28 protein-coding genes, 1 tRNA gene, 9 pseudogenes and 2 riboswitches are annotated in these 24430 nt (G+C 49.3%); of the genes and pseudogenes, 19 read left to right on the top strand and 19 right to left on the bottom strand.

Annotated elements, in window-relative coordinates; translation table 11 throughout:
* Positions 1 to 105: 105 nt before the first annotated feature.
* Positions 106 to 190, top strand: a tRNA-Tyr gene (locus ACD630_RS14700).
* 75 nt (positions 191 to 265) lie between these two features.
* On the opposite strand, the gene ACD630_RS14695 is transcribed toward ACD630_RS14700, so the two are convergent.
* Positions 266 to 850: a hypothetical protein gene (locus ACD630_RS14695; RefSeq protein ID WP_430359493.1), complete on the bottom strand. Its 585-nt coding sequence runs from the start codon at positions 848 to 850 to the stop codon at positions 266 to 268.
* On the opposite strand from ACD630_RS14695, the gene ACD630_RS14690 reads away from it, so the two are divergent.
* Positions 837 to 1025, top strand: a complete 189-nt coding sequence (locus ACD630_RS14690; RefSeq protein WP_430359492.1) for a hypothetical protein — start codon at positions 837 to 839, stop codon at positions 1023 to 1025. The two genes, ACD630_RS14695 and ACD630_RS14690, sit on opposite strands and share 14 nt — an antisense overlap.
* 121 nt (positions 1026 to 1146) lie before the next feature.
* On the opposite strand, the pseudogene ACD630_RS14685 reads toward ACD630_RS14690, so the two are convergent.
* Positions 1147 to 1840: pseudogene (locus ACD630_RS14685) on the bottom strand (IS256 family transposase); the annotation flags it as partial.
* 108 nt (positions 1841 to 1948) lie between these two features.
* Here ACD630_RS14685 and ACD630_RS14680 point away from each other — a divergent pair.
* Positions 1949 to 3226 (top strand): annotated as a pseudogene (locus ACD630_RS14680) (IS256 family transposase).
* A 1-nt stretch (position 3227) separates the two neighbouring features.
* Here ACD630_RS14680 and ACD630_RS14675 read toward each other — a convergent pair.
* From ACD630_RS14675 to ACD630_RS14665, 3 genes are all read right to left on the bottom strand, one after another.
* The gene (locus ACD630_RS14675) at positions 3228 to 3452 is read right to left on the bottom strand and encodes a hypothetical protein (RefSeq protein WP_430359491.1); all 225 of its coding nucleotides are present in this window, start codon (positions 3450 to 3452) and stop codon (positions 3228 to 3230) included.
* On the bottom strand, positions 3377 to 3796 hold the full coding sequence (locus ACD630_RS14670; protein ID WP_430360060.1) for a transposase: 420 nt from the start codon (positions 3794 to 3796) through the stop codon (positions 3377 to 3379). The genes ACD630_RS14675 and ACD630_RS14670 overlap by 76 nt, the downstream gene beginning before the upstream one ends.
* Before the next feature lie 142 nt (positions 3797 to 3938).
* Positions 3939 to 4187, bottom strand: a complete 249-nt coding sequence (locus ACD630_RS14665) for an IS630 transposase-related protein (RefSeq protein WP_430359490.1) — start codon at positions 4185 to 4187, stop codon at positions 3939 to 3941.
* Positions 4188 to 4229: 42 nt separating this feature from the next.
* On the opposite strand from ACD630_RS14665, the gene ACD630_RS14660 reads away from it, so the two are divergent.
* The 4 genes from ACD630_RS14660 (at position 4230) to ACD630_RS14645 (ending at position 6798) form a co-directional block, all read left to right on the top strand.
* Positions 4230 to 5219: a hypothetical protein gene (locus ACD630_RS14660; protein ID WP_430359489.1), complete on the top strand. Its 990-nt coding sequence runs from the start codon at positions 4230 to 4232 to the stop codon at positions 5217 to 5219.
* Between the two features lie 515 nt (positions 5220 to 5734).
* Entirely contained in the window at positions 5735 to 5983 is a 249-nt protein-coding gene (locus ACD630_RS14655; protein WP_430359488.1) for an IS630 transposase-related protein, read from the top strand.
* Between the two features lie 104 nt (positions 5984 to 6087).
* Complete coding sequence (locus ACD630_RS14650; RefSeq protein ID WP_430360059.1) at positions 6088 to 6492, top strand: IS630 family transposase; 405 nt, start codon at positions 6088 to 6090, stop codon at positions 6490 to 6492.
* 171 nt (positions 6493 to 6663) lie between these two features.
* Positions 6664 to 6798 carry a hypothetical protein gene (locus tag ACD630_RS14645; RefSeq protein WP_430359487.1) on the top strand — a complete coding sequence of 45 codons (135 nt, stop codon included), beginning with the start codon at positions 6664 to 6666 and terminating at the stop codon, positions 6796 to 6798.
* A gap of 174 nt (positions 6799 to 6972) precedes the next feature.
* On the opposite strand, the gene ACD630_RS14640 is transcribed toward ACD630_RS14645, so the two are convergent.
* Positions 6973 to 7599 (bottom strand): trimeric intracellular cation channel family protein, encoded by a 627-nt coding sequence (locus ACD630_RS14640; protein ID WP_430359486.1) that lies wholly within the window; start codon positions 7597 to 7599, stop codon positions 6973 to 6975.
* Positions 7600 to 7621: 22 nt separating this feature from the next.
* Positions 7622 to 7732: riboswitch (glycine riboswitch) on the bottom strand.
* A riboswitch (glycine riboswitch) is annotated at positions 7733 to 7825 on the bottom strand.
* Between the two features lie 92 nt (positions 7826 to 7917).
* Here ACD630_RS14640 and ACD630_RS14635 point away from each other — a divergent pair.
* Together ACD630_RS14635 and xthA are read left to right on the top strand one after the other, a co-directional pair.
* The gene (locus ACD630_RS14635; RefSeq protein ID WP_430359485.1) at positions 7918 to 8748 is read left to right on the top strand and encodes an IS630 family transposase; all 831 of its coding nucleotides are present in this window, start codon (positions 7918 to 7920) and stop codon (positions 8746 to 8748) included.
* 98 nt (positions 8749 to 8846) lie between these two features.
* On the top strand, positions 8847 to 9656 hold the full coding sequence (gene xthA, locus ACD630_RS14630; protein ID WP_430359484.1) for an exodeoxyribonuclease III: 810 nt from the start codon (positions 8847 to 8849) through the stop codon (positions 9654 to 9656).
* Between the two features lie 46 nt (positions 9657 to 9702).
* On the opposite strand, the gene ACD630_RS14625 is transcribed toward xthA, so the two are convergent.
* From ACD630_RS14625 to ACD630_RS14595, 7 genes are all read right to left on the bottom strand, one after another.
* Positions 9703 to 10020, bottom strand: a complete 318-nt coding sequence (locus ACD630_RS14625) for a DUF1496 domain-containing protein (RefSeq protein ID WP_430359483.1) — start codon at positions 10018 to 10020, stop codon at positions 9703 to 9705.
* Positions 10017 to 11945 (bottom strand): DNA topoisomerase III, encoded by a 1929-nt coding sequence (locus tag ACD630_RS14620; protein ID WP_430359482.1) that lies wholly within the window; start codon positions 11943 to 11945, stop codon positions 10017 to 10019. Before ACD630_RS14620 ends, ACD630_RS14625 begins: the two co-directional genes overlap by 4 nt.
* A gap of 2 nt (positions 11946 to 11947) precedes the next feature.
* A complete protein-coding gene (locus tag ACD630_RS14615) occupies positions 11948 to 12496 on the bottom strand; it encodes an NAD(P)H nitroreductase (RefSeq protein ID WP_430360058.1) in 549 nt (182 codons plus the stop codon).
* A 265-nt stretch (positions 12497 to 12761) separates the two neighbouring features.
* On the bottom strand, positions 12762 to 13109 hold the full coding sequence (locus ACD630_RS14610; RefSeq protein WP_430359481.1) for a hypothetical protein: 348 nt from the start codon (positions 13107 to 13109) through the stop codon (positions 12762 to 12764).
* Positions 13110 to 13200: 91 nt separating this feature from the next.
* Entirely contained in the window at positions 13201 to 13470 is a 270-nt protein-coding gene (locus ACD630_RS14605; RefSeq protein WP_430359480.1) for a hypothetical protein, read from the bottom strand.
* Positions 13467 to 14126, bottom strand: a complete 660-nt coding sequence (locus tag ACD630_RS14600) for an IS630 family transposase (protein WP_430360057.1) — start codon at positions 14124 to 14126, stop codon at positions 13467 to 13469. Before ACD630_RS14600 ends, ACD630_RS14605 begins: the two co-directional genes overlap by 4 nt.
* Positions 14050 to 14415 (bottom strand): IS630 transposase-related protein, encoded by a 366-nt coding sequence (locus tag ACD630_RS14595; RefSeq protein WP_430359479.1) that lies wholly within the window; start codon positions 14413 to 14415, stop codon positions 14050 to 14052. The genes ACD630_RS14600 and ACD630_RS14595 overlap by 77 nt, the downstream gene beginning before the upstream one ends.
* Before the next feature lie 34 nt (positions 14416 to 14449).
* Here ACD630_RS14595 and ACD630_RS14590 point away from each other — a divergent pair.
* The 6 genes and pseudogenes from ACD630_RS14590 to pncA form a co-directional block, all read left to right on the top strand.
* Positions 14450 to 14587 (top strand): annotated as a pseudogene (locus ACD630_RS14590) (IS256 family transposase); the annotation flags it as partial.
* A gap of 213 nt (positions 14588 to 14800) precedes the next feature.
* Positions 14801 to 14878: pseudogene (locus ACD630_RS14585) on the top strand (hypothetical protein); the annotation flags it as partial.
* Between the two features lie 56 nt (positions 14879 to 14934).
* Positions 14935 to 15036, top strand: a pseudogene (locus tag ACD630_RS14580) (IS5/IS1182 family transposase); the annotation flags it as partial.
* A gap of 241 nt (positions 15037 to 15277) precedes the next feature.
* Positions 15278 to 17128 (top strand): signal peptide peptidase SppA, encoded by a 1851-nt coding sequence (sppA, locus tag ACD630_RS14575; RefSeq protein ID WP_430360056.1) that lies wholly within the window; start codon positions 15278 to 15280, stop codon positions 17126 to 17128.
* Between the two features lie 72 nt (positions 17129 to 17200).
* Positions 17201 to 18220, top strand: a complete 1020-nt coding sequence (gene ansA / locus ACD630_RS14570; RefSeq protein WP_430359478.1) for an asparaginase — start codon at positions 17201 to 17203, stop codon at positions 18218 to 18220.
* A 38-nt stretch (positions 18221 to 18258) separates the two neighbouring features.
* Positions 18259 to 18912 carry a bifunctional nicotinamidase/pyrazinamidase gene (gene pncA / locus ACD630_RS14565; RefSeq protein ID WP_430360055.1) on the top strand — a complete coding sequence of 218 codons (654 nt, stop codon included), beginning with the start codon at positions 18259 to 18261 and terminating at the stop codon, positions 18910 to 18912.
* Positions 18913 to 18943: 31 nt separating this feature from the next.
* On the opposite strand, the gene ACD630_RS14560 is transcribed toward pncA, so the two are convergent.
* A complete protein-coding gene (locus tag ACD630_RS14560; protein WP_430359477.1) occupies positions 18944 to 19225 on the bottom strand; it encodes a YeaC family protein in 282 nt (93 codons plus the stop codon).
* A gap of 82 nt (positions 19226 to 19307) precedes the next feature.
* The gene (msrB, locus tag ACD630_RS14555) at positions 19308 to 19727 is read right to left on the bottom strand and encodes a peptide-methionine (R)-S-oxide reductase MsrB (RefSeq protein WP_430359476.1); all 420 of its coding nucleotides are present in this window, start codon (positions 19725 to 19727) and stop codon (positions 19308 to 19310) included.
* A 344-nt stretch (positions 19728 to 20071) separates the two neighbouring features.
* Between msrB and gapA the strand changes: the two genes are divergently transcribed.
* The 3 genes and pseudogenes from gapA (at position 20072) to ACD630_RS14540 (ending at position 22231) form a co-directional block, all read left to right on the top strand.
* The gene (gapA, locus tag ACD630_RS14550; protein ID WP_430359475.1) at positions 20072 to 21067 is read left to right on the top strand and encodes a glyceraldehyde-3-phosphate dehydrogenase; all 996 of its coding nucleotides are present in this window, start codon (positions 20072 to 20074) and stop codon (positions 21065 to 21067) included.
* Between the two features lie 67 nt (positions 21068 to 21134).
* Positions 21135 to 21263 carry a hypothetical protein gene (locus ACD630_RS14545; protein ID WP_430359474.1) on the top strand — a complete coding sequence of 43 codons (129 nt, stop codon included), beginning with the start codon at positions 21135 to 21137 and terminating at the stop codon, positions 21261 to 21263.
* Between the two features lie 4 nt (positions 21264 to 21267).
* A pseudogene (locus ACD630_RS14540) lies at positions 21268 to 22231 on the top strand (D-hexose-6-phosphate mutarotase).
* A gap of 84 nt (positions 22232 to 22315) precedes the next feature.
* Here ACD630_RS14540 and ACD630_RS14535 read toward each other — a convergent pair.
* The gene (locus ACD630_RS14535) at positions 22316 to 22462 is read right to left on the bottom strand and encodes a hypothetical protein (RefSeq protein ID WP_430359473.1); all 147 of its coding nucleotides are present in this window, start codon (positions 22460 to 22462) and stop codon (positions 22316 to 22318) included.
* Between the two features lie 15 nt (positions 22463 to 22477).
* Positions 22478 to 22690 (bottom strand): annotated as a pseudogene (locus tag ACD630_RS14530) (aldo/keto reductase); the annotation flags it as partial.
* Positions 22691 to 22794: 104 nt separating this feature from the next.
* Between ACD630_RS14530 and ACD630_RS14525 the strand changes: the two are divergent.
* Positions 22795 to 23835 (top strand): annotated as a pseudogene (locus ACD630_RS14525) (IS481 family transposase).
* Between the two features lie 88 nt (positions 23836 to 23923).
* On the opposite strand, the pseudogene ACD630_RS14520 reads toward ACD630_RS14525, so the two are convergent.
* A pseudogene (locus ACD630_RS14520) lies at positions 23924 to 24244 on the bottom strand (Rad52/Rad22 family DNA repair protein); the annotation flags it as partial.
* The gene (locus ACD630_RS14515; protein ID WP_430359472.1) at positions 24189 to 24389 is read right to left on the bottom strand and encodes a hypothetical protein; all 201 of its coding nucleotides are present in this window, start codon (positions 24387 to 24389) and stop codon (positions 24189 to 24191) included. The gene ACD630_RS14515 and the pseudogene ACD630_RS14520, both read right to left, overlap by 56 nt.
* Positions 24390 to 24430: the final 41 nt, after the last annotated feature.

Below are 24430 nucleotides of genomic sequence, written 5' to 3'. Positions count from 1 at the left end.
AAAACGGCAAACAAACGCGTTTTTTTGCGTTCAGGCTTTACAGGGGCGTCGCATTTGATATGATGCACCCCGCTTACCAAGAAAGCGCACAATCAGTTAGGCCATGGTGGGGTTCCCGAGCGGCCAAAGGGAGCAGACTGTAAATCTGCCGTCACAGACTTCGAAGGTTCAAATCCTTCCCCCACCACCATCTCGCAGCAGCTATTTCATTGTTTCTACGGTTTATTTTGCTTCACAACTGACACCTGAATTTTCCCTGTTGTCCTTATAACGTTTTCTGCTCATGGTATTTACCGTACTCTCTTTTATAGACAAAAGAGCCAGACAGCATGAACAAAGTCATCACGGCCAGTATAACCAGCGTCAACTCTGCGCCCATGAATCCTAGGGAATAACCGGCCACTAGGCTACCAACACCGGCACTGATTTTCACCAACCTCCCGCTCACCGCAGAAATCTTTGCCGCCAGTTTGAGCGGCATCTCCTGAAGGGTGAATACGTTATAACTGACATTCCATATCCCTCCCATAATGGCTTTAAAGACAAACAACACAAAGATCGACACAGGATCGGTGAAAACGAGAAATCCAAAGAAAACCAGTACCCGGGCCAAGTTTACAAAGAGAACCAGCTGCCTGAGCGACAATATATTAATCACTTTACGTGAAATAAAGCTGCCGATAAGACCGCCCGCCACCAAGCCGGTGATTTCAAAGGCGGTATTTTGCGCTTTCAAGCTCCATATTACGGTCAGATAGAGAATCGGATGCAAAAAATTATTAAGCGCTGTCAGAGCAACGATGACGGTAAACAGTTTATAGCCAACCGACTTAAAAATGATTACAGCCAATGCCCTGATATGTGGCAAAAAAATACAGCTAATTGTTATCAAAATAATATCGCTTGGCTATATTGTCTCGCAACCAGTGGAATGCCTGTTGAACATCCGCGCCCATCGAGGAGTGCACGGGGCTTGCTGTCTGTGGGACATCGATACGAATCAGGAACAGCAAGAGCACGGCTAACAGCGAAAAGAGCAAGTTGACAGAATAGGGAAAGAAAACATTCACGGAGATCAGATACCCACACAACGCAGGCGCAACAAGCTGAACGAGCCTGTTTAAGATTTTGTGTAAATGCCTTTCCTCAGAAGTGACCGTCAAGGCGGTCACCGAACTCGATAATAATGCGACTCATTGCCATACGCCAGTCCTGTAAGGGCATCGTCCATTTCTGTGATGCCGCCTGGATTGCCAGCCATACGACCTTCTTCACCGAGTCATCAGTCGGGAACAGCTTGCGTTTCTTGATTGCATGCCGGAGCACGCTGTTCAGTGATTCTATAGCCAACCGACTTAAAAATGATTACAGCCAATGCCCTGATATGTAGCAAAAAAATACAGCTAATTGTTATCAAAATAATGTCGCTTGGCTATATAGCGTTCGTCGTGTAGATTACCTTGCGAAGTTCCTGCGGGTACGAGAAGAATGTCGACAGGTTGGCCCAGTTTGACTGCCAGCTCCTGCTTATCTGCGGATAGCGGTGATCCCATGTCCCACCGAACGTCTCCAGCGCCTGAAGCGCGGCCTCTTCGCTTGGAGCCTGATACACTGCTTTGAGGTCGCGTGTTACCGCCTTATAGTCCTTCCAGGCAACGAAGCGCAGACTGTTGCGCACCATGTGCACGATGCACAACTGGATGCGGGCTTCCGGGTAGACCGTGTTGATGGCATCCGGGAACCCTTTCAGGCCGTCCACACAGGCAATGAGGATGTCGGTCAGGCCACGGTTTTTCAGTTCTCTCAGCACGTTCAGCCAGAACTTTGCACCTTCATTTTCGCCAGCCACAGAGTTATGCTCATTTCTGGTGTACGGGGTTTCGGGGAGGGTGGCCTATCCTGCTGATTGATTTCGTGGATGATTTCAACAACAGAGAGATGATACCCCATGAAAAACTCTACCCTACAGGTCTCCGCAGAACCAGATATTGCCGGTGATCCCTTGCATGAACTCATTCGTAATGGTACCAGGCAACTGATAGCTGCCGCCGTTGACGTTGAGCTCGAAGCCATGCTGCAACAACATGCTGAACGCCGCCTTGACGACGGGCGTCATGCTGTCGTTCGTAACGGCTATTTGCCACCGCGAACCATACAGACGGGTATTGGGGATGTTGAAATTAAAGTGCCTAAGGTCAGGGATCGCAGCGGCAACGGAATATGCTTCAACAGCGCGTTGTTGCCGCCTTATCTGAAACGTGCAAAAAGCGTCGAAGAGTTGCTACCATGGCTTGTACCTGTGAGGCATATCCACCGGTGATTTTCACGAAGCCCTGAGGGCGCTTCTCGGTGAAAAAGCTAATTCCCTCTCTGCCAATACCATCAGCAGACTGAAACAGCAATGGCTTGAAGAGCACAGGCAATGGTGCCTGCGTGATTTAAGCGATACGCGCTACGTTTATTTCTGGGCCGATGGCATATATAGCCAACCGACTTAAAAATGATTACATACAATGCCCTGATATGTGGCAAAAAAATACAGCTAATTGTTATCAAAATAATGTCGCTTGGCTATACAGCCATGTCAGGTAAGATGATCGCCTTTGCCTGCTGGTCATTATCGGCGTCACTGAGCATGGACGTAAGGAGCTAGTTGCGGTCGAAGATGGTTATCGAGAGTCAGAAGCAAACTGGGCCGAACTTCTTAATGGCCTGCGAGCACGTGGCCTAACCGTATCTCCGAAGCTGGCTACGGGAGACGGTGCCCTTGGTTTTTGGAATAATGGCAAAGATATTCCCGGACACGCAGCACCAACGCTGTTGGGTGCACAAAACCGCTAATGTGTTGGCTTCACTCCCCAAAGCCATGCAACCGAAAGTTAAGGCTGAGCTGCGGGAGGTTTGGCTAGCAGAGAGCCGCGATGCCGCTAATGAAGCCTTTGATGTTTTGTTGGCAAGGTTTTCAGCGAAGTATCCTGTAGCGATGAAGAAGCTGGAGAAAGCTCGAGAAGAACTGCTGGCATTCTACGACTTCCCGTCAGAGCACTGGGCGTCAATAAGAACGACAAATCCGATTGAATCGGCTTTTGCGACTGTGAGGCTACGAAGCAGAGGCGCGAAGAACAGTGGTTCGAGAGAAACAACCCTGTCAATGGTATTTAAGCTGCTCCAGTCAAACCGACTAAGAGGATTTGACCTGCTGACCCTAGTTGTAAGCAACGTCTAATTTAAGGATGGAGAACAGATTCACGAAGCATCAGAGCGGAACGTAGCCTATCGCCATACACCAGATTTGCTAATAACTCCCAGCCGCATCTAGCATAGGTATCTACACATCTTTTGCAATATCTGCTATAGCCAAGCGACTTAATTTTGATTACACCATATGGACTGAGAACAAAATCTCTGTATCGCAACCACTCTCTCTTTTTTTGCTTTTTGCTTGTGCCCATTTATGCTCAATGGGGTTAAGATCTGGCAAATACTCCACCATATACCCTGCATCGATGATGACTTGTTGAATATTATGTTTTTTGTGAAAAATTGCATTGTCCATCACGATTACACTGTTTTTAGGGAGTACTGGAATAAGGACTTGTGTGACCCAGGAATAGAAAACATCGCTGTTAATATTGATATCAAATAATCCGATAGCAAACAGCGTTGTGCCTAATAAAGCGCCGATAACATTTGTTCTTCCCTTGGCTCCCCCGTTCTTCAGGCCAAAACACCGTTGACCTTTTGGGGAATAGCCGTGAGTCCGTGGGGTATCGTGTGGAAAACCACTTTCATCAATAAAAACAATAGATTTACCTTCTTTTTCATACTGTTGTATTTTTTGTTGAAATGCTTGGCGGGCGCTTTCGTCGGCTTTCGGATGACATAGAGTTTTTTTTATAGGTCAATCCCAGCTTTTTAAGAGCTTGCCAAATGGCCTTCTAACAAACGCCAAAATGCTCTGCACGTTCTTTTTGGTAAGCATCTGGATATTGCTCAACATCTTTTATCAACTCGGATTTATCAATCTTTCGCTGACGCGTGGTCGATGCTTTTGACGCTATTTGATTAATCCAACGCGATACAGAGGCAGGGCCAATCCGAAATTGCTTCGCTGTTTCTCGGATACTCAACCCTTCTTCTTCCCGTGTAGATATCACTTTACGTCTAAAATCAATTGAATAGCTCATTTAAATAATGTAATCAAAATTAAGTCGTTTAGCTATATTACGTTGCTGCATGATCTCAACTTATCCATCGGCGGGATTGATGCCCGCCTTAACCGGCGTTATCAGCGTCTGGTTAAGCAACACATGACTCCCCCAGCACCATTGGCGTCAGCCGTTAAAGACCTTGCCTGCGCACAGAAAACAACATTCGCCACTACTCAGGCCGTTTGGCGTTTTTTTAATAATGAACGTATTAGCTTCAGTCAGCTCAATGAACCGATTATTTCGCTGGCTCTCCGGCAGGTTGCACTTAGCCCGCATCCATACGCTCTTGTCGTTCACGACTGGTATGATTTACAGTTTCGTACCCACAATGGGAAAGAAGAACGTTTGAAAATGACGCATGGTGGTGACGTCGGTTATGAACTACAAACCAGCCTACTGCTTGATGCTGCAAATGGTTTACCAATAGCGCCCCTGTCCCAAACTCTAACCGATAGGGCGGGTTGTCGTTCAACGCTAACCGAGGGCTTGTCTGAGAGTCTGACTCATATGGATGCTTTGACGGCTGATATCGCCCGCGTTGAGTCTCTTGATACCGGGAGGAAGTTAGTTCATCTCATTGACCGTGAAGGTGACTCTATCGGGCATATGCGCACATTAAGCTCCCAGGGAATATGTTGGCTTATCCAGGGAAAGGAATGGCATCGGGCCGAGTGGGGCGGTGACACCCGTAAAATTGGTGAAATTGCAGACGATCTGCCATTTATCGCAAACGGACAGGTTGGCTGGAAAGGGAAAAAAGCCAATATGGAGATCGGGGAAACATCCGTGATCATAACGCGAACAGCAAAACCGAAGCGGAAAGACAAGAACACCGGACGGCGAGTGAAAGTTCAGCCAGGCGTAGCTCTGACACTCAGATTAGTTGTGGTTCACCTTACCGATACTCACGGTAAATTTATCGGACGCTGGACGCTGCTCACAAACGTTAGCAACGAGATCACCAGCACGGAAGTCGCTCGCTGGTATAGAAAAGCGACATTATTTTGATAACAATTAGCTGTATTTTTTTCCACATATCAGGGCATTGGCTGTAATCATTTTTAAGTCGGTTGGCTATATTACTGGCGCTGGGGTATTGAATCCTTTTTTAAGCTGCTGAAAGGTGCCGGTCATGATGTAGAAAAATGGCTTGAGCGCAGTGCTGGTGCCCTGCTACGCAGGTTATTGATAGCTAGCATGGCATGTGTGCTGGTATGGCGGCTGCAACGCGTTGAAGGAGACGACAATGCGGCAGCCCGTCAGTTAATTTGCCGATTATCCGGACGACAATAAAAACGAGGGCGTAAAGAAAGCGCCCCAGCGCTGCTTGCCGGACTATCCATCCTGCTAAATACCTTGACGTTATTAGCAGACTATACCCCGGAAGAACTTGCCCACTTAGCTATGGTGGTTTTTAACCCTTTATGATGTGTAGATACCTGTGCCGCATCTAGGGGGCGATTTTGCCATTCAACAACCTGCTCAATATAGCTAAACGACTTAATTTTGATTACATTATTTAAATGAGCTATTCAATTGATTTTAGACGTAAAGTGATATCTACACGGGAAGAAGAAGGGTTGAGTATCCGAGAAACAGCGAAGCAATTTCGGATTGGCCCTGCCTCTGTATCGCGTTGGATTAATCAAATAGCGTCAAAAGCATCGACCACGCGTCAGCGAAAGAGCGATAAATCCGAGTTGATAAAAGATGTTGAGCAATATCCAGATGCTTACCAAAAAGAACGTGCAGAGCATTTTGGCGTTTGTTAGAAGGCCATTTGGCAAGCTCTTAAAAAGCTGGGATTGACCTATAAAAAAAAACTCTATGTCATCCGAAAGCCGACAAAAGCGCCCGGCAAGCATTTCAACAAAAAATACAACAGTATGAAAAAGAAGGTAAGCCTATTGTTTTTATTGATGAAAGTGGTTTTCCACACGATACCCCACGGACTCACGGCTATTCCCCAAAAGGTCAACGGTGTTTTGGCCTGAAGAACGGGGGAGCCAAGGGAAGAACAAATGTTATCGGCGCTTTATTAGGCACAACGCTGTTTGCTATCGGATTATTTGATATCAATATTAACAGCGATGTTTTCTATTCCTGGGTCACACAAGTCCTTATCCCAGTACTCCCTAAAAACAGGGTAATCGTGATGGACAATGCAACTTTTCACAAAAAACATAATATTCAACAAGTCATCATCGATGCAGGGTATATGGTGGAGTATTTGCCTACATATTCGCCAGATCTTAACCCAATTGAGGGCTTTGTTGAATAAACATATTTTATGCTGCACCCCCGGTGAAACGACAGATCCTCGCAACGCAAAATCATGCAGTTAGGCCTCATAAGAAAACTGTAAACCTGAGGTGACAAGCATTTTCTACCAAAACTGGCTGACAAAACAGCATGACTCACTATTATTCAACAAAGCCCCAATTGAGCATAAATGGGCACAAGCAAAAAGCAAAAAGCAAAAAGCAAAAAGCAAAAAAAGAGAGAGTGGTTGCGATACAGAGATTTTGTTCTCAGTCTATATGGTGTAATCAAAATTAAGTCGCTTGGCTATAGCGTGATATGGTAAATCTCGATTCCCAGCAGTGAAAACGCAGAACTCGCGACAAAAACGTTAAAGTTGTTCTTCATAATATCCAGATAGTTGAAGACGATCAGATCCGTCTGCCACAATTGTTATTTGTTATGAAGAAGCAACATTACACCGTTTTATTCACGATTACGGTGCGGTTCACCACATCTCTCAGGCTTTTCCTTTCCAACTGCCCGGCGAGTAGGAAAACACCGGCAGTTGCCATGACCACCGGATCGCCGCCAGACGCAACGAGAGCCCCAAGGTAAAGGACACCAGCAGATTAATATCGTGGTTAATCTGTAACGCTTTCAGCCCGAGATAAAGCAGCGCCACCAGCAGTGATACGCTGGCATAGAGCTCCTTTCTGAGCACCATCGGCGTGCGGTTACAAAAGATGTCACGCAGAATACCACCGAAGATCCCGGTGACAATCCCGGCCATAATGACCACGGTAAAGGAGTAGTTCAGCTTCTGCGCCACATTGCAGCCAATAATGGTAAAGGCAATCAGCCCCATGGCGTCAAGGATCAGGAACAGTCGATGCAAGTGATGCATGATACGGGCAATTACGATAGTGAACAGACCTGCACCAATCGTCAGATAGATATAACCCGGGTGTTGCGTCCAGCCGATGGGATAGTTGCCGAGCAGGATATCACGAACGGTGCCACCGCCCAGTGCGGTGATAAAAGCGATCATCGCCACACCGAAAATATCCATGTTCCTGCGTCCAGCGGCCAATGCGCCAGACACGCCTTCTGCAGTAATTCCAATCAGATAGATGTAAGTAAGCACACAAGTTTTCCTGTGAAATGTGCCTCTCCCCCTGTCCGTTTTACCTGAGAGTTTATGCAGCTCACGCCGCTTGCCCCTTCGGTGGGTGGCTACGCCGATAAACAACGTGCACACCGCTCTCCAGTCGGCGTATCAACAAAGTACAGTAAGGTGGCCTGAGCGATTATGGGAGTTTGCGCCTTCGGCGGGTCGCGCGTTGCGCGGTCCTCTCTCCTGCGAGGTGCGAAGTATAAGGGCTTACTATCGCTACTTCAACCTTCCGTTCGCTCGCCAGACCTCGATATAGCTAAACGACTTAATTTTGATTACATTATTTAAATGAGCTATTCAATTGATTTTAGACGTAAAGTGATATCTACACGGGAAGAAGAAGGGTTGAGTATCCGAGAAACAGCGAAGCAATTTCGGATTGGCCCTGCCTCTGTATCGCGTTGGATTAATCAAATAGCGTCAAAAGCATCGACCACACGTCAGCGAAAGAGCGATAAATCCGAGTTGATAAAAGATGTTGAACCATATCCAGATGCTTACCAAAAAGAACGTGCAGAGCGTTTTGGCGTTTGTCAGAAGGCCATTTGGCAAGCTCTTAAAAAGCTGGGATTGACCTATAAAAAAACTCTACGTCATCCGAAAGACGACGAAAGCGCCCGGCAAGCATTTCAACAAAAAATACAACAGTATGAAAAAGAAGGTAAACCTATTGTTTTTATTGATGAAAGTGGCTTTCCACACGATACCCCACGGACTCACGGCTATTCCCCAAAAGGTCAACGGTGTTTTGGCCTGAAGAACGGGGGAGGCAAGGGAAGAACAAATGTTATCGGCGCTTTATTAGGCACAACGCTGTTTGCTATCGGATTATTTGATATCAATATTAACAGCGATGTTTTCTATTCCTGGGTCACACAAGTCCTTATCCCAGTACTCCCTAAAAACAGGGTAATCGTGATGGACAATGCAACTTTTCACAAAAAACATAATATTCAACAAGTCATCATCGATGCAGGGTATATGGTGGAGTATTTGCCTACATATTGGCCAGATCTTAACCCCATTGAACATAAATGGGCACAAGCAAAAAGCAAAAAAAAGAGAGTGGTTGCGATACAGAGATTTTGTTCTCAGTCCATATGGTGTAATCAAAATTAAGTCGCTTGACTATATCATCCGTCGTGCACCGCTGGCGTGACCTTTGCCTGTTTTTTCTGATACCATCAGCGTCACAATTTCCTGATATGGCAGTGACGATGAAAGTTTTTTCTTTTAATATCAATGGGCTGCGTGCCCGCCCTCACCAACTGGCCGCCATCATCGCCCAGCATCAGCCGGATATCATTGGCTTGCAGGAAACCAAAGTCCACGATGATATGTTTCCCTTCGAAGAGATACGCAAGCTCGACTATCAGGTCTACTATTACGGGCAAAAAGGCCATTATGGCGTCGCGTTGCTGTGTAAAGAGACACCGATTGCCGTGCGCTACGGCTTTCCAACCGATGAACCCGATGCGCAGCGACGCATCATCATGGCAGATTTCGCCACGCCCGCAGGCACGCTGACCGTTATCAATGGCTATTTTCCACAAGGAGAGAGTCGTGACCATCCGGTAAAATTCCCGGCCAAAACGCGCTTTTATGCCGACTTGCAGACCTATCTGGATCAGCATCACATCCCGGAGCAACCGCTGATTGTCATGGGGGATATCAATATCAGCCCGACGGATCTGGATATTGGCATTGGCGAAGAAAACCGTAAGCGCTGGCTACGCACCGGTAAGTGTTCATTTTTACCTGAAGAGCGTGAATGGATGACGCGCTTGCTGGGATGGGGATTGGTCGATACCTTCCGTGCACTGGCGCCAGACACTACCGATCGCTATTCCTGGTTTGACTACCGCTCTGCCGGTTTTGACGACAATCGCGGCCTGCGAATTGATGTGATCCTCGCCAGTCAGGCATTGGCGGCGCACTGCACGGCGAGCGATATCGATTACGACATACGCGGTATGGAAAAACCGTCCGACCACGCGCCGATTTGGGCCACGTTCTCCGGTCTGTAACATCTTGTGATGGCAGCCGCATGCGGCTGCCCCACCTTGGAAACCGTTACTGTTTAAGCACCTGCCAGATCAGATTATTCGTCCCCAGCGTTTGCCTGTCGCGTACACACTGCAACAACACGCCTTCCGTTCTCACCACCGCGCCTTCGGTATAATTACGGTTCTCGAAGACGCAGCAACGCATGCAGTTGTTTTGCGGCTCTCGCCGCGTCGAACCGTTGTTATCGCCCCAAATCACACTGGGCGGTACGCCAACCACGATATCCGTATTCCCCCGCGAGGGCGTGGTCACCGCTGTGGATTGCGCCCACACGGACAGAGAGACCAGCGCGCTAACAAACAACATCACCTGTGATGATTTCATCCGTTCTGCTCCTTCGCGGCCTTTTTCGCCGAGGGCTTACGTGTTTTCTTCTGTGTTTTTTGTGGTGCTTGCAGCCCGCGGAATGCCGATGTGGACCGGTTTTGTCGTGCTTGATCGATCAATCCACTCAAGGTTTGAGTGAGCGGTTGCATAAAATCCTGGTAGCGGCGCTGTTTTTCACTGATCAACGTTAATGTAACTTCCCAGTTGGCGGTCATATCCGGCAATGCTGCGCTAGGCGGTAATGCGTGAATCAGCGCGCGCCCCGCTTCGCTGGCATGAATGTAACGCCCTTTTTTAAACAGAAAGCTTCGTTTAAAGAGTAGCTCAATAATGCCTGCACGCGTGGCTTCAGTGCCAAGGCCATCGGTTTCACGCAATATCTTCTTCAATGTTTTATCTTGCACAAAACGGGCAATACCGGTCATAGCCGAGAGCAACGTAGCATCGGTAAAAGGACGCGGAGGCTGGGTTTTCCGCTCCACCACTTCACCTTTTTCACACAGCAGCACATCCCCTTTAGCCAGCATCGGCAACGGCAAGCCGTCGTTTTCGTCGTCGCGTTCCTTGGCACCCAGCAGCGCGCGCCAGCCCGCATCGGCCAGAAAACGGGCTTTGGCAATAAATTTTCCCCCAGCGATATCGAGGGTAATAACGCATTTATGAAACACCGCATCAGGGCAAAACTGCATCAGATACTGTCGGGCAATCAGCCCGTACAGCTGACGTTCGTTCTCGCTTAGCGAGACGCTGGCGCTGCGCGCAGTGGGAATAATCGCATGGTGAGCATCGACTTTGCTGTCATCCCAGCAGCGATTGCGGCGTTCAAGATCAACGACCGGTTGCGGCAATAACCCGGAGGCATGCACCGTAATCGCATTGATAACCGCGTAACGCCCGGCAAAATGCTCTTCAGGCAGGTAACGGCAGTCCGAACGCGGATAGGTAATCAGCTTATGAGTTTCATACAAGCGCTGGCAGGTGTCCAGCACTAATTGTGCGCTCAGGCCAAAGCGTTTCGCGGCTTCAATTTGCAATGCGGAGAGAGAATAAGGCAGCGGTACCGTTTCCGACTCACGCTTATCGCTGTAATCCGTTACGGTAGCCGGCTGCCGGGCAATGCGCTTGACCACATGCTCAGCCAAAGAACGGTGCAACAGATGCCCTTCTTCATCCTGATAAGGTTCACAGGATTCGCTCGGTTGCCACAGCGCCACAAAGCGTTCATCAGCAGGCGTGACAATATGCGCCTTGACCTCAAAGTAATCCTTGGAGATGAAGTTTTCGATCTCTTCATCGCGGCGTACCACAAGCCCCAGCACCGGCGTTTGCACCCGTCCGACGGAGAGCACGCCGTCATAGCCCGCATTGCGCCCTAATAGCGTGTAGGCGCGAGTCATGTTAATGCCATAGAGCCAGTCAGCACGCGAACGCGCCAGCGCAGAGACGCACAGTGGCACAAAGTCGCGGTTATCGCGCAGGCGTTCGACCGCACGCGTCACTGCCTGCGGGTTGAGATCGTTGATCAGGCAGCGCCGCACCTGCTGGCGTTTTTCCGGGGCCAGCGCCAAATACTCCAGCACTTCATCCACCAGTAGTTGCCCTTCGCGATCCGGGTCACCGGCGTGGATCACCTCTGACGCCTCCCCCAGCAGCTTCTTGATGGCATTCAATTGCTTGCTCACTGATGGGCGCGGCATTAATAGCCAGTTTTCGGGGATAATCGGTAGATCGGCCAACGACCAGCGCACATAGCGGGCATCATAGGCATCGGGCTGAGCCTGCTCGAGCAGATGTCCTACGCACCAAGTGACGACATCCTGCGAACCGCAGGCGATGTAGCCGTCGCCTCGCCGATGTGGTTTGGGCAAGACATCTGCTATCGCCCTGGCGAGGCTCGGTTTTTCAGCAATAAACAGGCGCATTATCAGAAATAACGGACAAATTTTTCCGTGTCCACCGGCACAACCGTAGTGGACGCTTTCAGTTGCGGTGTACCCAAATAGAGAAACCCGACAATTTCATCTTGTTCGCGGCAACCGAAGGCTTCACGCACCTGTTGGTGCTCAGTCCACAGACCACTGCGCCAGATGCCGTTGAAACCCTGCGCCAATGCTGCCATTTGCATCGCTTGCACCGCGCAGCCCGCGGAAACCACCTGCTCCCATTTAGGCACCTTGGGATTTTCTTCGCAGTGTGCAATCACGGTGATGACCATTGGTGCGCGAAATGGGGCTTGACGGGCTTTATCTTGTGCAGCATCCAGTCCATCCTGTTGCGCAGCAGCGTGTAAAACGTCACTCAGGCGGGCCAACCCCTCATCCTGTGCAATCACGAAACGCCACGGTTGCAGAGTGCCGTGATCTGGCGCGCGCATACCTGCATGAATAATATTGGCTAACGCGTCACCTTGCGGTGCCGGAGCAGCCAAACGCGAGGCAGAACGGCGATTAAGTAACAAGTCCAGTGCATCCATCATTTTTCTCCTGTTAACGGCCTGCATGAAAAATAGCACCAAGCGTTGCCATCTCCTGTCATTGCGCGCCACGGTATCACAACTCGCGATGCGTCAGTAACGGTTTTATGGCAATCCTATCATAGCGGATACCGGCAATAATGCGGGGAGATTCTGAATGTTATCGGCCTTGTTCAGGCGGTTGACCTATGATGATGCGCAAGCACAGAACGTCTGCCTGCGCATCCAAACAGTGACCAGTAACGTGCTCAATGCCGCGCCGCGATCACTCTGCGTCGTGACGCAAGTGGTACACCTTCAACTGATTCCAGAAATTGAGGCCAATCAGCGTGTCATTTCCTGCACGACGAAAGGCGAACGCACCACCTTTATTGTGTCCGATACGGATAATACCTTGTTCTTCTTGTGCTTTTACTGGGGCAATAGCGCGCATGTTCACCACACCGTCTTCGGCAATAGTGATATCAGGATCGCCCGTTTCGCGCAGGGCAAAGGCTCCTACGGGAATACCCGATGCCAGTGACGCGATGTCCTGCTCTGTCAATGAGGCCAGATTGGCAACGTTCTGGCACGATGCACCATCATTAATCGGCGCAGAGCAGGCAACCTGCAAAAGGTCACGGGCAGCTAGGTATAGCAAACCGACTTAAAAATGATTACAGCCAATGCCCTGATATGTGGCAAAAAAATACAGCTAATTGTTATCAAAATAATGTCGCTTGGCTATATTGTCCACTACGCCACTGCGCTTTGGCAGCTTCGGTGCACAGTTTGGCCGAGACACCGCGGCGGCATAGCACTGCCATCGTATCGGTATATTCCTGCGCCGGTGCCGCCGGGATGCCCGTCACGACTGCGAACAACGACTGACCCTGCTTTTCCGCAGAGGCACGCGTTTCCCAGCTGCTGCACGCTGAATCAATGTAATCTTCGCACAGTTGCTTTAAGTGTGCAGTATCAATCTCATACATCATTTTTTTGCAGACACGTAGGTCGTTCCAACAGGTTTTACCCACTTCTGTTTTCGGCTGCGGCAGGTTGGACAGGCAGGGTTGCTCCTCCTTGAGCACATATAGCCAAGCGACTTAATTTTGATTACACCATATGGACTGAGAACAAAATCTCTGTATCGCAACCACTCTCTCTTTTTTTTGCTTTTTGCTTGTGCCCATTTATGCTCAATGGGGTTAAGATCTGGCGAATATGTAGGCAAATACTCCACTATATACCCTGCATTGATGATGACTTGTTGAATATTATGTTTTTTGTGAAAAGTTGCATTGTCCATCACGATTACCCTGTTTTTAGGGAGTACTGGGATAAGGACTTGTGTGACCCAGGAATAGAAAACATCGCTGTTAATATTGATATCAAATAATCCGATAGCAAACAGCGTTGTGCCTAATAACGCGCCGATAACATTTGTTCTTCCCTTGGCTCCCCCGTTCTTCAGGCCAAAACACCGTTGACCTTTTGGGGAATAGCCGTGAGTCCGTGGGGTATCGTGTGGAAAACCACTTTCATCAATAAAAACAATAGGCTTACCTTCTTTTTCATACTGTTGTATTTTTTGTTGAAATGCTTCCCGGGCGCTTCCGTCGGCTTTCGGATGACGTAGAGTTTTTTTTATAGGTCAATCCCAGCTTTTTAAGAGCTTGCCAAATGGCCTTCTGACAAACGCCAAAACGCTCTGCACGTTCTTTTTGGTAAGCATCTGGATATGGTTCAACATCTTTTATCAACTCGGATTTATCGCTCTTTCGCTGACGCGTGGTCGATGCTTTTGACGCTATTTGATTAATCCAACGCGATACAGAGGCAGGGCCAATCCGAAATTGCTTCGCTGTTTCTCGGATACTCAACCCTTCTTCTTCCCGTGTAGATATCACTTTACGTCTAAAATCAATTGAATAGCTCATTTAAATAATGTAATCAAAATTAAGTCGTTTAGCTATATTTAAGCTGCTCCAGTCAGCTCAGAAAAGCTGGAACCGACTAAGAGGATTTGACCTGCTGACCTTGGTTGTAAGCAACGTCCAATTTAAGGATGGAGAACAGATTCACGAAGCATCAGAGCGGAACGTAGCCTGATCGCCATACACCTGATTTGCTAATAACTCCGGCTTTGTTGAATAATAGTGAGTCATGCTGTTTTTCCAGCAAGTTTTGGTAGAAAATGCTTTCCACCTCAGGTTTACAGTTTTCTTATGAGGCCTAACTGCATGATTTTGCGTTGCGAGGATCTGTCGTTTCACCGGGGGTGTAGCATAAAATATGTTTATTCAACAAAGCCAATAACTCCCTACATATTCGCCAGATCTTAACCCCATTGAGCATAAATGGGCACAAGCAAAAAGCAAAAAAAAGAGAGAGTGGTTGTGATACAGAGATTTTGTTCTCAGTCCATATGGTGTAATCAAAGTTAAGTCGCTTGGCTATATCGACGGATCGCCACACGTTATGAAAAAATAGCAAGAAACTATCTAGCAATGGTGAAACTGGGCTGCATCCACTTGTTTTACCGCCGGTTAGGCAATTAAGGGACACAGCCTAGGTCGCATGAAAAAAGTCACCTCACAAGCAATCGCTTTTCTTTACAAAATAGACACATTTTTATCAACGAAGGGGACTAATGAAGTTGGCATTTTCCTATACGCTCATTAGGATAGAGAGTAAGTTTGCTCTTATTAGCGTGAATGTCGCGGGGCAACCCTTTACTGCTCGCTTTGCCATCAAAAGGAACAGCGAGCAGGTATTATGTTTGGCGTTTTTGGAGATAACATGCGCACACTGTGGCGAATCTTTAGCGGACTCTTCAAGTGGACTTGGCGTCTGCTCAATTTCACCCGCGAGTTTATTCTTAACCTGTTTCTGATTGTGTTGATTCTGGGGGGTATCGGTATTTATGCGCAGTTTAAAAATGCACCGACCCAAACGCCTCAGGGCGCACTGCTCGTTGATATCACTGGCGTTGTCGTCGATAAGCCGACGGTCAATAATAAACTGCGTCAGCTGGGCAGAGAATTTTTTGGTGCTTCCAGCAACCGCCGTCAGGAAAATTCGCTGTTTGATATTGTTAACACTATTCGTCAGGCTAAAACCGACAGCAATATCACCGGTATGGTGCTTGATCTGAGTGATTTCGTCGGTGCCGACCAACCCTCTCTGCAATATATCGGCAAGGCATTGCGTGAATTCCGCGACAGCGGCAAGCCCATTTTTGCGATCGGCGACAGTTACAGCCAAACGCAATACTATCTGGCCAGTTTCGCGACCAGTATTTCACTCACCCCGCAGGGTAACGTCGATCTGCGCGGTTTCGCCGCCAATGGCCTCTATTACAAATCGCTGCTGGAAAAGCTGGATGTAACCAGTCACGTATTCCGCGTCGGTACCTACAAATCTGCGGTAGAGCCTTTCCTGCGTGACGATATGTCCCCCGAAGCGCGCGAAGCCGATATGCGCTGGGTCGGTGGATTGTGGCAAAACTACCTGAATACGGTTGCAGCAAACCGCCAAATTACACCGCAACAGCTGTTCCCCGGTGCCAGCGCGATTATTGCTGGCCTTCAGGCTGTGCAAGGCGATCCGGCACGCTATGCGCTGGAAAACAAACTGGTGGACGAAGTGGCATCACGTTCAGTCATCGAACAGAAGCTGGTAAAAACCTTCGGCAGGGACACCAAAAATCAGAGCTTCAACTACACCAGCATTTACGACTACACCGAAAAACCGAACAATCAAAGCGGCGCAGAAATTGCGGTGATCTTTGCCAGCGGCGCTATTGTTGATGGTCCAGAAACCCCTGGGTTAGTCGGTGGTGATACCACGGCGGCTCAAATTCGTCAGGCTAGACTGGATCCTAAAATCAAGGCTATAGTGCTGCGCGTTAATAGCCCCGGAGGCAGTGTAACCGCTTCAGAGAAGATTCGCTCTGAGTTGATGGCCGTACGTCTGGCTGGCAAACCGATCGTGGTATCCATGGGCGGTATGGCCGCGTCCGGAGGATACTGGATTTCCACACCAGCGAACGCCATCATCGCCAGTCCGAGCACCCTGACGGGTTCGATTGGGATATTTGGCGTGATCACCACGTTTGAAAATACCCTTGGCGCTATCGGCGTACATACCGATGGTGTGGCAACCTCGCCATTAGCGGATCTCAGCATCACCAAAACGCTGCCGCCCGAGTTTGCGCAGATGATGCAAATCAGCATCGAGCGGGGTTATAAAAACTTCCTCGAACTGGTCGCGCAATCACGTAAGAAAAGCCCGGAAGAGATTGATAAAATCGCCCAAGGGCACGTATGGACCGGTGACGATGCCAAGACCAACGGGTTGGTCGATCAACTGGGTGACTTTGACGACGCGGTCAAAAAAGCCGCTGAACTGGCCAAGCTGGGCCAATACCAGCTCAACTGGTTTGAAGAGCAGCCAAGCCTGCTGGATATGATGCTAAACCGCGTCAACGCCGCCGCTCATGCTTGGTTACCGGCCCGACTTCAGGCCATGTTACCTGCTCCGGTAGCGCAGTTGGCTGAGGTGGTGCAAGCACAACCTGCGTTGCTCAATACATTTAACGATCCGCAACATCGCTATGTCCTTTGCATGGCCTGCGGTGAAGTGAAATAAACATCGTCACTCAGGATTTTCCTTCAGCCCGGCTTATGTCGGGCTGTTTTTCATCTTTTTAATAAGAACAGCATGCAAAAGAAATCCATTTATGTCGCGTATACCGGCGGTACCATAGGTATGCAACGTTCCGCCAATGGTTACATTCCGGTTTCAGGTCACCTGCAACAACAGCTGGCCAACATGCCGGAGTTTCATCGCCAAGAGATGCCTGATTTTACCATCCATGAATATGACCCGCTGATTGACTCCTCCGACATGAGCCCTGCCGATTGGCAGGCTATCGCTGAGGATATTCAACAGCATTATGATGAGTATGACGGCTTCGTGATTCTGCACGGCACCGATACCATGGCCTTCACGGCATCTGCTCTCTCCTTCATTATGGAGAATTTGGCAAAACCACTAATTGTGACAGGGTCACAAATTCCGTTGGCCGAATTGCGTTCTGATGGGCAAACCAACCTGCTCAATGCGCTTTATGTCGCGGCTAATCACCCAGTGAATGAAGTCAGCCTGTTTTTCAATAACAAGTTACTGCGCGGTAACCGCACCACGAAAGCCCATGCTGACGGTTTTGATGCGTTCGCTTCCCCCAACTTCCCGATGCTGCTGGAGGCCGGTATTCACATACGCCGCTTGGTGTCAGCGCAGTCGGAACTCCCAAGCGCACCGCTGATCGTACATCCTATTACCCCACAACCGATCGGCGTGATTACCGTCTATCCAGGGATTTCAGCGGACGTAGTGCGTAACTTCCTGCGCCAGCCGGTCAAGGCGCTGATATTGCGTTCTTATGGTGTAGGTAACGCCCCGCAAAGCCCAGCGCTACTGGACGAATTGCGTCAAGCATCGGGGCGCGGTATTGTTGTGGTTAACCTCACTCAGTGCATTTCCGGACGGGTGAATATGGAGGGCTACGCCACTGGAAATGCGCTGGCGCAGGCTGGCGTGATCAGTGGTTTTGATATGACAGTGGAAGCCGCGCTGACTAAACTGCATTATCTGCTGAGCCAACCTGATTTAACCCCTGATACCATTCGGCAGTTAATGCAACAAGACCTGCGCGGCGAATTGACCCAAGACGCATAACCCGGATGCTGGAGCGAGCTGCCATGAACCATACCGCCATAAACCATGCCCTGCTGTTGGTTGATTTGCAGAATGATTTTTGTCCGAACGGCGCACTGCCTGTCGCACAGGGTGATGTCACCATCGATGTTGCCAATGTAGCGATAGCGGCAGCACAGAAAGCCGGGATATTCATCATCGCCAGCCAGGACTGGCATCCGGCCAATCATTTGAGCTTCGCCGACAATAACCCTGGTGCTGTCGTGGGAGAGCGTGGTGAACTAGCAGGATTAGCGCAAACATGGTGGCCAGTACACTGCGTACAGGGCACGCGAGGTGCGGAGTTTCACCCGCGCCTTCATCATGAGGCGTTTGATGCGGTGATACAGAAAGGCACTCAGCATGACATTGACAGTTACAGCGCTTTTTTCGACAACGGCAAACGTGCCGCCACCGCACTGGATAACCTGTTACGCCAACGTGGCATCACGCGTTTGACCATCATGGGGCTGGCAACGGACTACTGCGTAAAATTTACCGTGCTAGATGCGTTGGAACTCGGGTATGACGTGCAGATCGTTGAAGAGGGCTGTTGCGGGGTGAATCTCCAACCAGATGATAGCGAAGCAGCGCTGGCCGACATGGTGGCTCACGGAGCACGCCGTATTAGCTTGGCAGACGTTATCGCGGCATTAGCACACCACCCCGCATAACGCCGAGTCCCTGTGCATTCAGGGACCTCGGTTACTGACGTTCTCGCTGAATCAGCTTGTCGATGGCAAACGCCTGCTTCAGCTCTTGCTTACTTTTCATCACCAACTCACCGTCGGTATTAATGGTCATGTGTTCCGCATCAACGTTGTGGCGTGATTGCCATAACATCACCATTTGCAGGCAATTTTCTTTTTGCTCCAGCGTCAACGGTACGCCATCAGGCCATTTTCCCAGCTCCACGGCGGTTGCCAGGCGTTGGTAGATATCCGGCGTCAGCGCCGTCACAACTTCATCAAGCTGTTTGTCGAGCATCGTTATTGCCACCCTGTTATTGCTATTTTTCACAAAACCCAGCAAGCTGAAACGTTTTAGCTACAGCTACTATCCTTAACCGTCAGCCATCCACTTTTTCACCGTCGGTGCCATCGATAAAGCTCAACGAGGCCGAGTTAACACAGTAACGCTCGCCGGTGGTTTGCGGACCATCGGGGAACACATGCCCCAAATGGGCATCGCATTTACCGCAGCGAATTTCGATACGGTGCATATTATGCGAAAAATCTTCCAGATAACGGATTGCCCCCTTCGCCACGGGCCGATCAAAGCTGGGCCAGCCGCATCCAGAGTCATATTTGTTGTCGGAGTAAAACAGCGCGCTTTGGCAGCACAGGCAGTGATATACCCCGGTGCGTTTATTATGCAACAGTTTGCCTGAATAGGCAGGCTCAGTGCCGCGTTGCTGCGTCACGTACTGTTGCATCTCCGTCAACGTTCCCTTGCCTGCCGTTGCAGACGTTGAAGCTTGCTTATCCATGATTGTCTCGTCATCATTTTTGTTTGGCATGACCTAGTTTAACAAGAATTAACATCCTCATAACGTTTTTTTTCCGACTAAAATATGGAGTAACCGACCAAGGCTCCAGTAATTGTCATATCCATCACATTTATCGGGCCTGCGGGCTTTATATTGGTGCAAACGCTCCCATTTAAGGGAAAGATGTTCCTAAGTTTCATTACGGCGCTTTTTCGTGCAACTGTTGCGCATCAGATTTGACTTGCCGCAACTATTGACACGATTCCGCTTGACGCTCAGCAAGGTTTTTGTAATTTTACAACCAATCTTCAACCTTTATTCACTAACCATAGCTGGTGGAATATATGACTATCAAAGTAGGTATCAACGGTTTTGGCCGCATCGGCCGCATTGTTTTCCGTGCTGCTCAGAAACGTTCTGACATTGAGATCGTTGCAATCAACGACCTGTTGGACGCTGACTACATGGCTTACATGCTGAAATACGACTCAACTCACGGCCGTTTTGACGGCACCGTTGAAGTGAAAGACGGTCAGCTGATTGTTAACGGCAAAAAAATCCGCGTTACCGCAGAAAGAGATCCGGCTAACCTGAAGTGGGACGAAGTTGGTGTTGACGTGGTTGCAGAAGCAACCGGTATCTTCCTGACTGACGAAACTGCACGTAAGCACATCACCGCTGGCGCGAAAAAAGTGGTTCTGACTGGCCCGTCCAAAGACAACACTCCGATGTTCGTTCGTGGTGCAAACTTTGACAAATATGCCGGACAAGATATCGTTTCCAACGCATCTTGCACCACTAACTGCTTGGCACCGCTGGCAAAAGTAATCAACGACAACTTCGGCATTATCGAAGGTCTGATGACCACTGTTCACGCCACTACTGCTACCCAGAAAACCGTTGATGGCCCGTCTCATAAAGACTGGCGCGGCGGCCGCGGCGCATCCCAGAACATCATCCCGTCCTCTACGGGTGCAGCCAAGGCTGTAGGTAAAGTTCTGCCGGAACTGAACTGCAAACTGACCGGTATGGCGTTCCGCGTTCCGACCCCGAACGTTTCTGTGGTTGACCTGACTGTTCGTCTGGAAAAAGCAGCAACTTACGAAGAAATCAGGAAAGCTATCAAAGCCGCTTCTGAAGGCGAGTTGAAAGGCGTTCTGGGCTACGTTGAAGATGACGTGGTTTCCACCGATTTCAACGGCGAAATTCTGACGTCTGTGTTCGATGCCAAAGCCGGTATCGCACTGAACGACAACTTTGTGAAACTGGTTTCCTGGTATGACAACGAAACTGGCTACTCCAACAAAGTACTGGACCTGATCGCCCACATCTCCAAATAAGGCGACGGTGCGATAAGCGATGCAAGGGGCGACATGATGTCGCCCTTTTTATTAGCTGAGTTCCGCCATGATGCAACACGAAATACAAATAAAACAAGGTATAGCCAACCGACTTAAAAATGATTACAACAGATGCCCTGATATGCGGCAAAAAAGCATAGCTGGCTGTTATCAAAATAATGTCGCTTGTCTATAACATCATGAACGATAAAATTTTTTCACTTCCCATCAAATCTGAAATTTCATCCACGCTCAGTCAACGCTAGGTAGACCAACTACCGGTCATTGTCGTTGATCATCCGCAGGTACGCGCAGCCGTCACGCTGCAAGGCGCCCATCTGCTGCATTGGCAGCCGCAAGGTGAAGTCCCACTGCTGTGGTTGAGCGACAACACGCCGTTCGCAGAAAGCGTCGCCATTCGCGGTGGCGTGCCGATCTGCTTCCCATGGTTTGGCCCGTTTGCGGAACCTAACCACGGTTTTGCCCGTTTACTGCCGTGGGAATTCACCGCGCACCGTGAAGATGCCAACGGCGTTGAGTTGACTTTCACCCTGCGTGATACGCCGGAGACGTTGGCAAGCTGGCCGCACGCTTTTACGCTGACTGCGCGCTACAAGCTGGGTAAAACCTGCACGATCGAGTTAGAAGCGCAGGGTGATTACAGCATCACCAGCGCCCTGCACACCTACTTCTAGATTGCTGACATTGACCATATCCGCGTCAGCGGTTTGGGCGATACCTTTATAGCCAAGCGACATTATTTTGATAACAATTAGCTGTATTTTTTTGCCACATATCAGGGCATTGGCTGTAATCATTTTTAAGTCGGTTGGCTATATCGATAAGGTCAATCAAGGCAAGTTGACGACGCAAGGTGGCGATCTGACGTTAACTGAGCGCACCGATCACATCTATACGTATCCGCAAGCAGTGAGCAGCATCGTGGACCCAACGCTGAAACGCACTATTGACGTGCACCACACGCACCACAGCGATGCGGTTGCCTAGAACCCTGCGGCGGAACTGTCTAAAACCATCGCCGACATGCCGGATGACGGTTATAAAACCTTTGTCTGCATGGAAACGGCTCGTGTGACTCAACCGTTTGTTGCCACCCCCTCCGCACCAGCGCGTTTGACCACGGTGATTAGCGTAACACGTTGATCAGCAAAACGGGTTTGCTTCGATAGATCCGAAATCGCCGCTCGCAGGCGGCGCTAACACGTAATGTTTCACTGCCCTATCTCGCTACACAACATCCAACGACTGCTTACTGGTCGGTGCAGGAAAAGCGACATCCAGCGCAGCAATATCACCACTATAGCCAAGCGACATTATTTTGATAACAATTAGCTGTATTTTTTTACCACATATCAGGGCATTAGCTGTAATCATTTTTAAGTCGGTTGGCTATATATCACCACTATCCAATTCCAACGTGAGCGCGCGGGCGTTTTCTTCAACATGGGCCACCGAACTCGCTTTCGGAATGGCAATCACGCCGGGTTGTCGCAATACCCAAGCCAGCATAATTTGTGCCGGCGTCGCTTGGTATTTGTGCGCCATGCGCATTATCACAGGATGAGAAAACAGGTTGCGGCGCAGCGTACCTGCTTGTGCTAATGTGTATTAGTCGCGACTAGATCTGACACTGGACCTTGAAAGGTTGAGAGTTACCGGTTTTGATATGGGTGTCTAATCCTTAAACAAAACGCGAGGTAACTCTCATGCTTCATACTAACAATCCCATTATCAAACACAAAGCCGGCCTGCTCAATCTCGCCGAAGAACTCGGTAACGTATCAAAAGCCTGCAAGAGCATGGGCGTGTCACGCGATACATTTTACCGTTATCAGGAACTGGCTGCTGAAGGCGCCATTGATGCGCTGGTTAACCAGAACCGCCGGGTTCCGAACCTGAAGAACCGCGCCGACGAAGCCACTGAACGCGCTGTTGTTGATTATGCTATTGAGTTCCCGCCCCATGGGCAGCACCGGACCAGTAATGAGCTGCGTAAAAAAGGCGTATTTATCTCCGGCAGCGGCGTGCGCTCCATCTGGCAACGACACGACCTGTAGAACTTCCGTAAACGCCTGAAGGCGCTTGAGGAAAAGGTCGCCAGAGAAGGCATTGTCCTTACCGCCGCTCAAATCGCAGCCTTGGAGAAGAAGGCGCACGATGATGAGGCCTGCGGTGAAATCGAGACGGCACATCCCGGGTATCTGGGCTCGCAGGACACCTTCTACGTGGGCAATCTGAAGGGGGTGGGCCGTATCTACCAGCAGACGTTCGTGGATACGTACTCGAAAGTGGCGCACTGCAAGCTGTATACGAATAAAACACCGCTCACCGCCGCCGACCTGCTCAATGATCGCGTACTCCCGTTCTACGAGGCTCAGGGACTGCCGGTGCTGAGAATACTGACCGACAGGGGTACGGAGTACTGTGGTAAAGTGGAGCAGCATGATTATCAGCTTTATCTGGCTATCAACGATATCGAGCATACGAAAACGAAGGCGATGTCTCCGCAGACGAACGGCATCTGCGAGCGCTTCCATAAAACCATTTTGCAGGATTTTTATCAGGTTACGTTCGGCAAGAAGTTATATGGAGACCTGGAAAGCCTGCAGGTAGATCTGGACAACTGGTTGTGGCATTACAATAATGAGCGAACTCATCAGGGAAAAATGTGCTGCGGGCGTACGCCGATGGCCACTTTACTCGATGGAAAACGGATCAGGGCAGAAAAGAATCTGAACCAGATGTAATCTGACAGACACCTGTATAAATAATCGGTAACTGTCAGATCAGGTCTGAGCTAGTACACATAACAGCATTATTCCCTATTATTCAACAAAGCCATTTGTTATCTGTGTCCTTGAATGACGCCTTGTTCCATCCCTGTTTTTTCTCAGTCGAGCAGATGGCAAAATTCTCTTCCAGTGAGTAGAGATATCGACCGATCCCCCACTGAAAAGCTGCTCGCTTCATTGAGCCAGACATGCCACCCTTAACCGCCTCCACCTGTGTTTTATCTGCGCCGTCCCACTTCGTTACCCACTCATCACGAATACGAATGAATATGCCACACATAACGCCGCCATCAGGTCCGGGAGAGAATTCATTTTTCCAATTCTCTTTTCCACAAACGTCGTCCAGTCGTTTCATGATGGCCCGAGTTATAGCCAAGCGACATTATTTTGATAATAATTAGCTGTATTTTTTTCCACATATCAGGGCATTGGCTGTAATCATTTTTAAGTCGGTTGGCTATACATAGACAAGAACCATTGCCCAAGGGTTGTTGTTTGATATTCCGCATGGCTTTGTTGAATAAATCAGAACTTGTAACGACTGCGCCCC

Source organism: Symbiopectobacterium sp. RP (assembly GCF_050472005.1).
Lineage (GTDB): Bacteria > Pseudomonadota > Gammaproteobacteria > Enterobacterales > Enterobacteriaceae > Symbiopectobacterium.
This window is presented reverse-complemented; position numbering and strand designations above follow the sequence as displayed.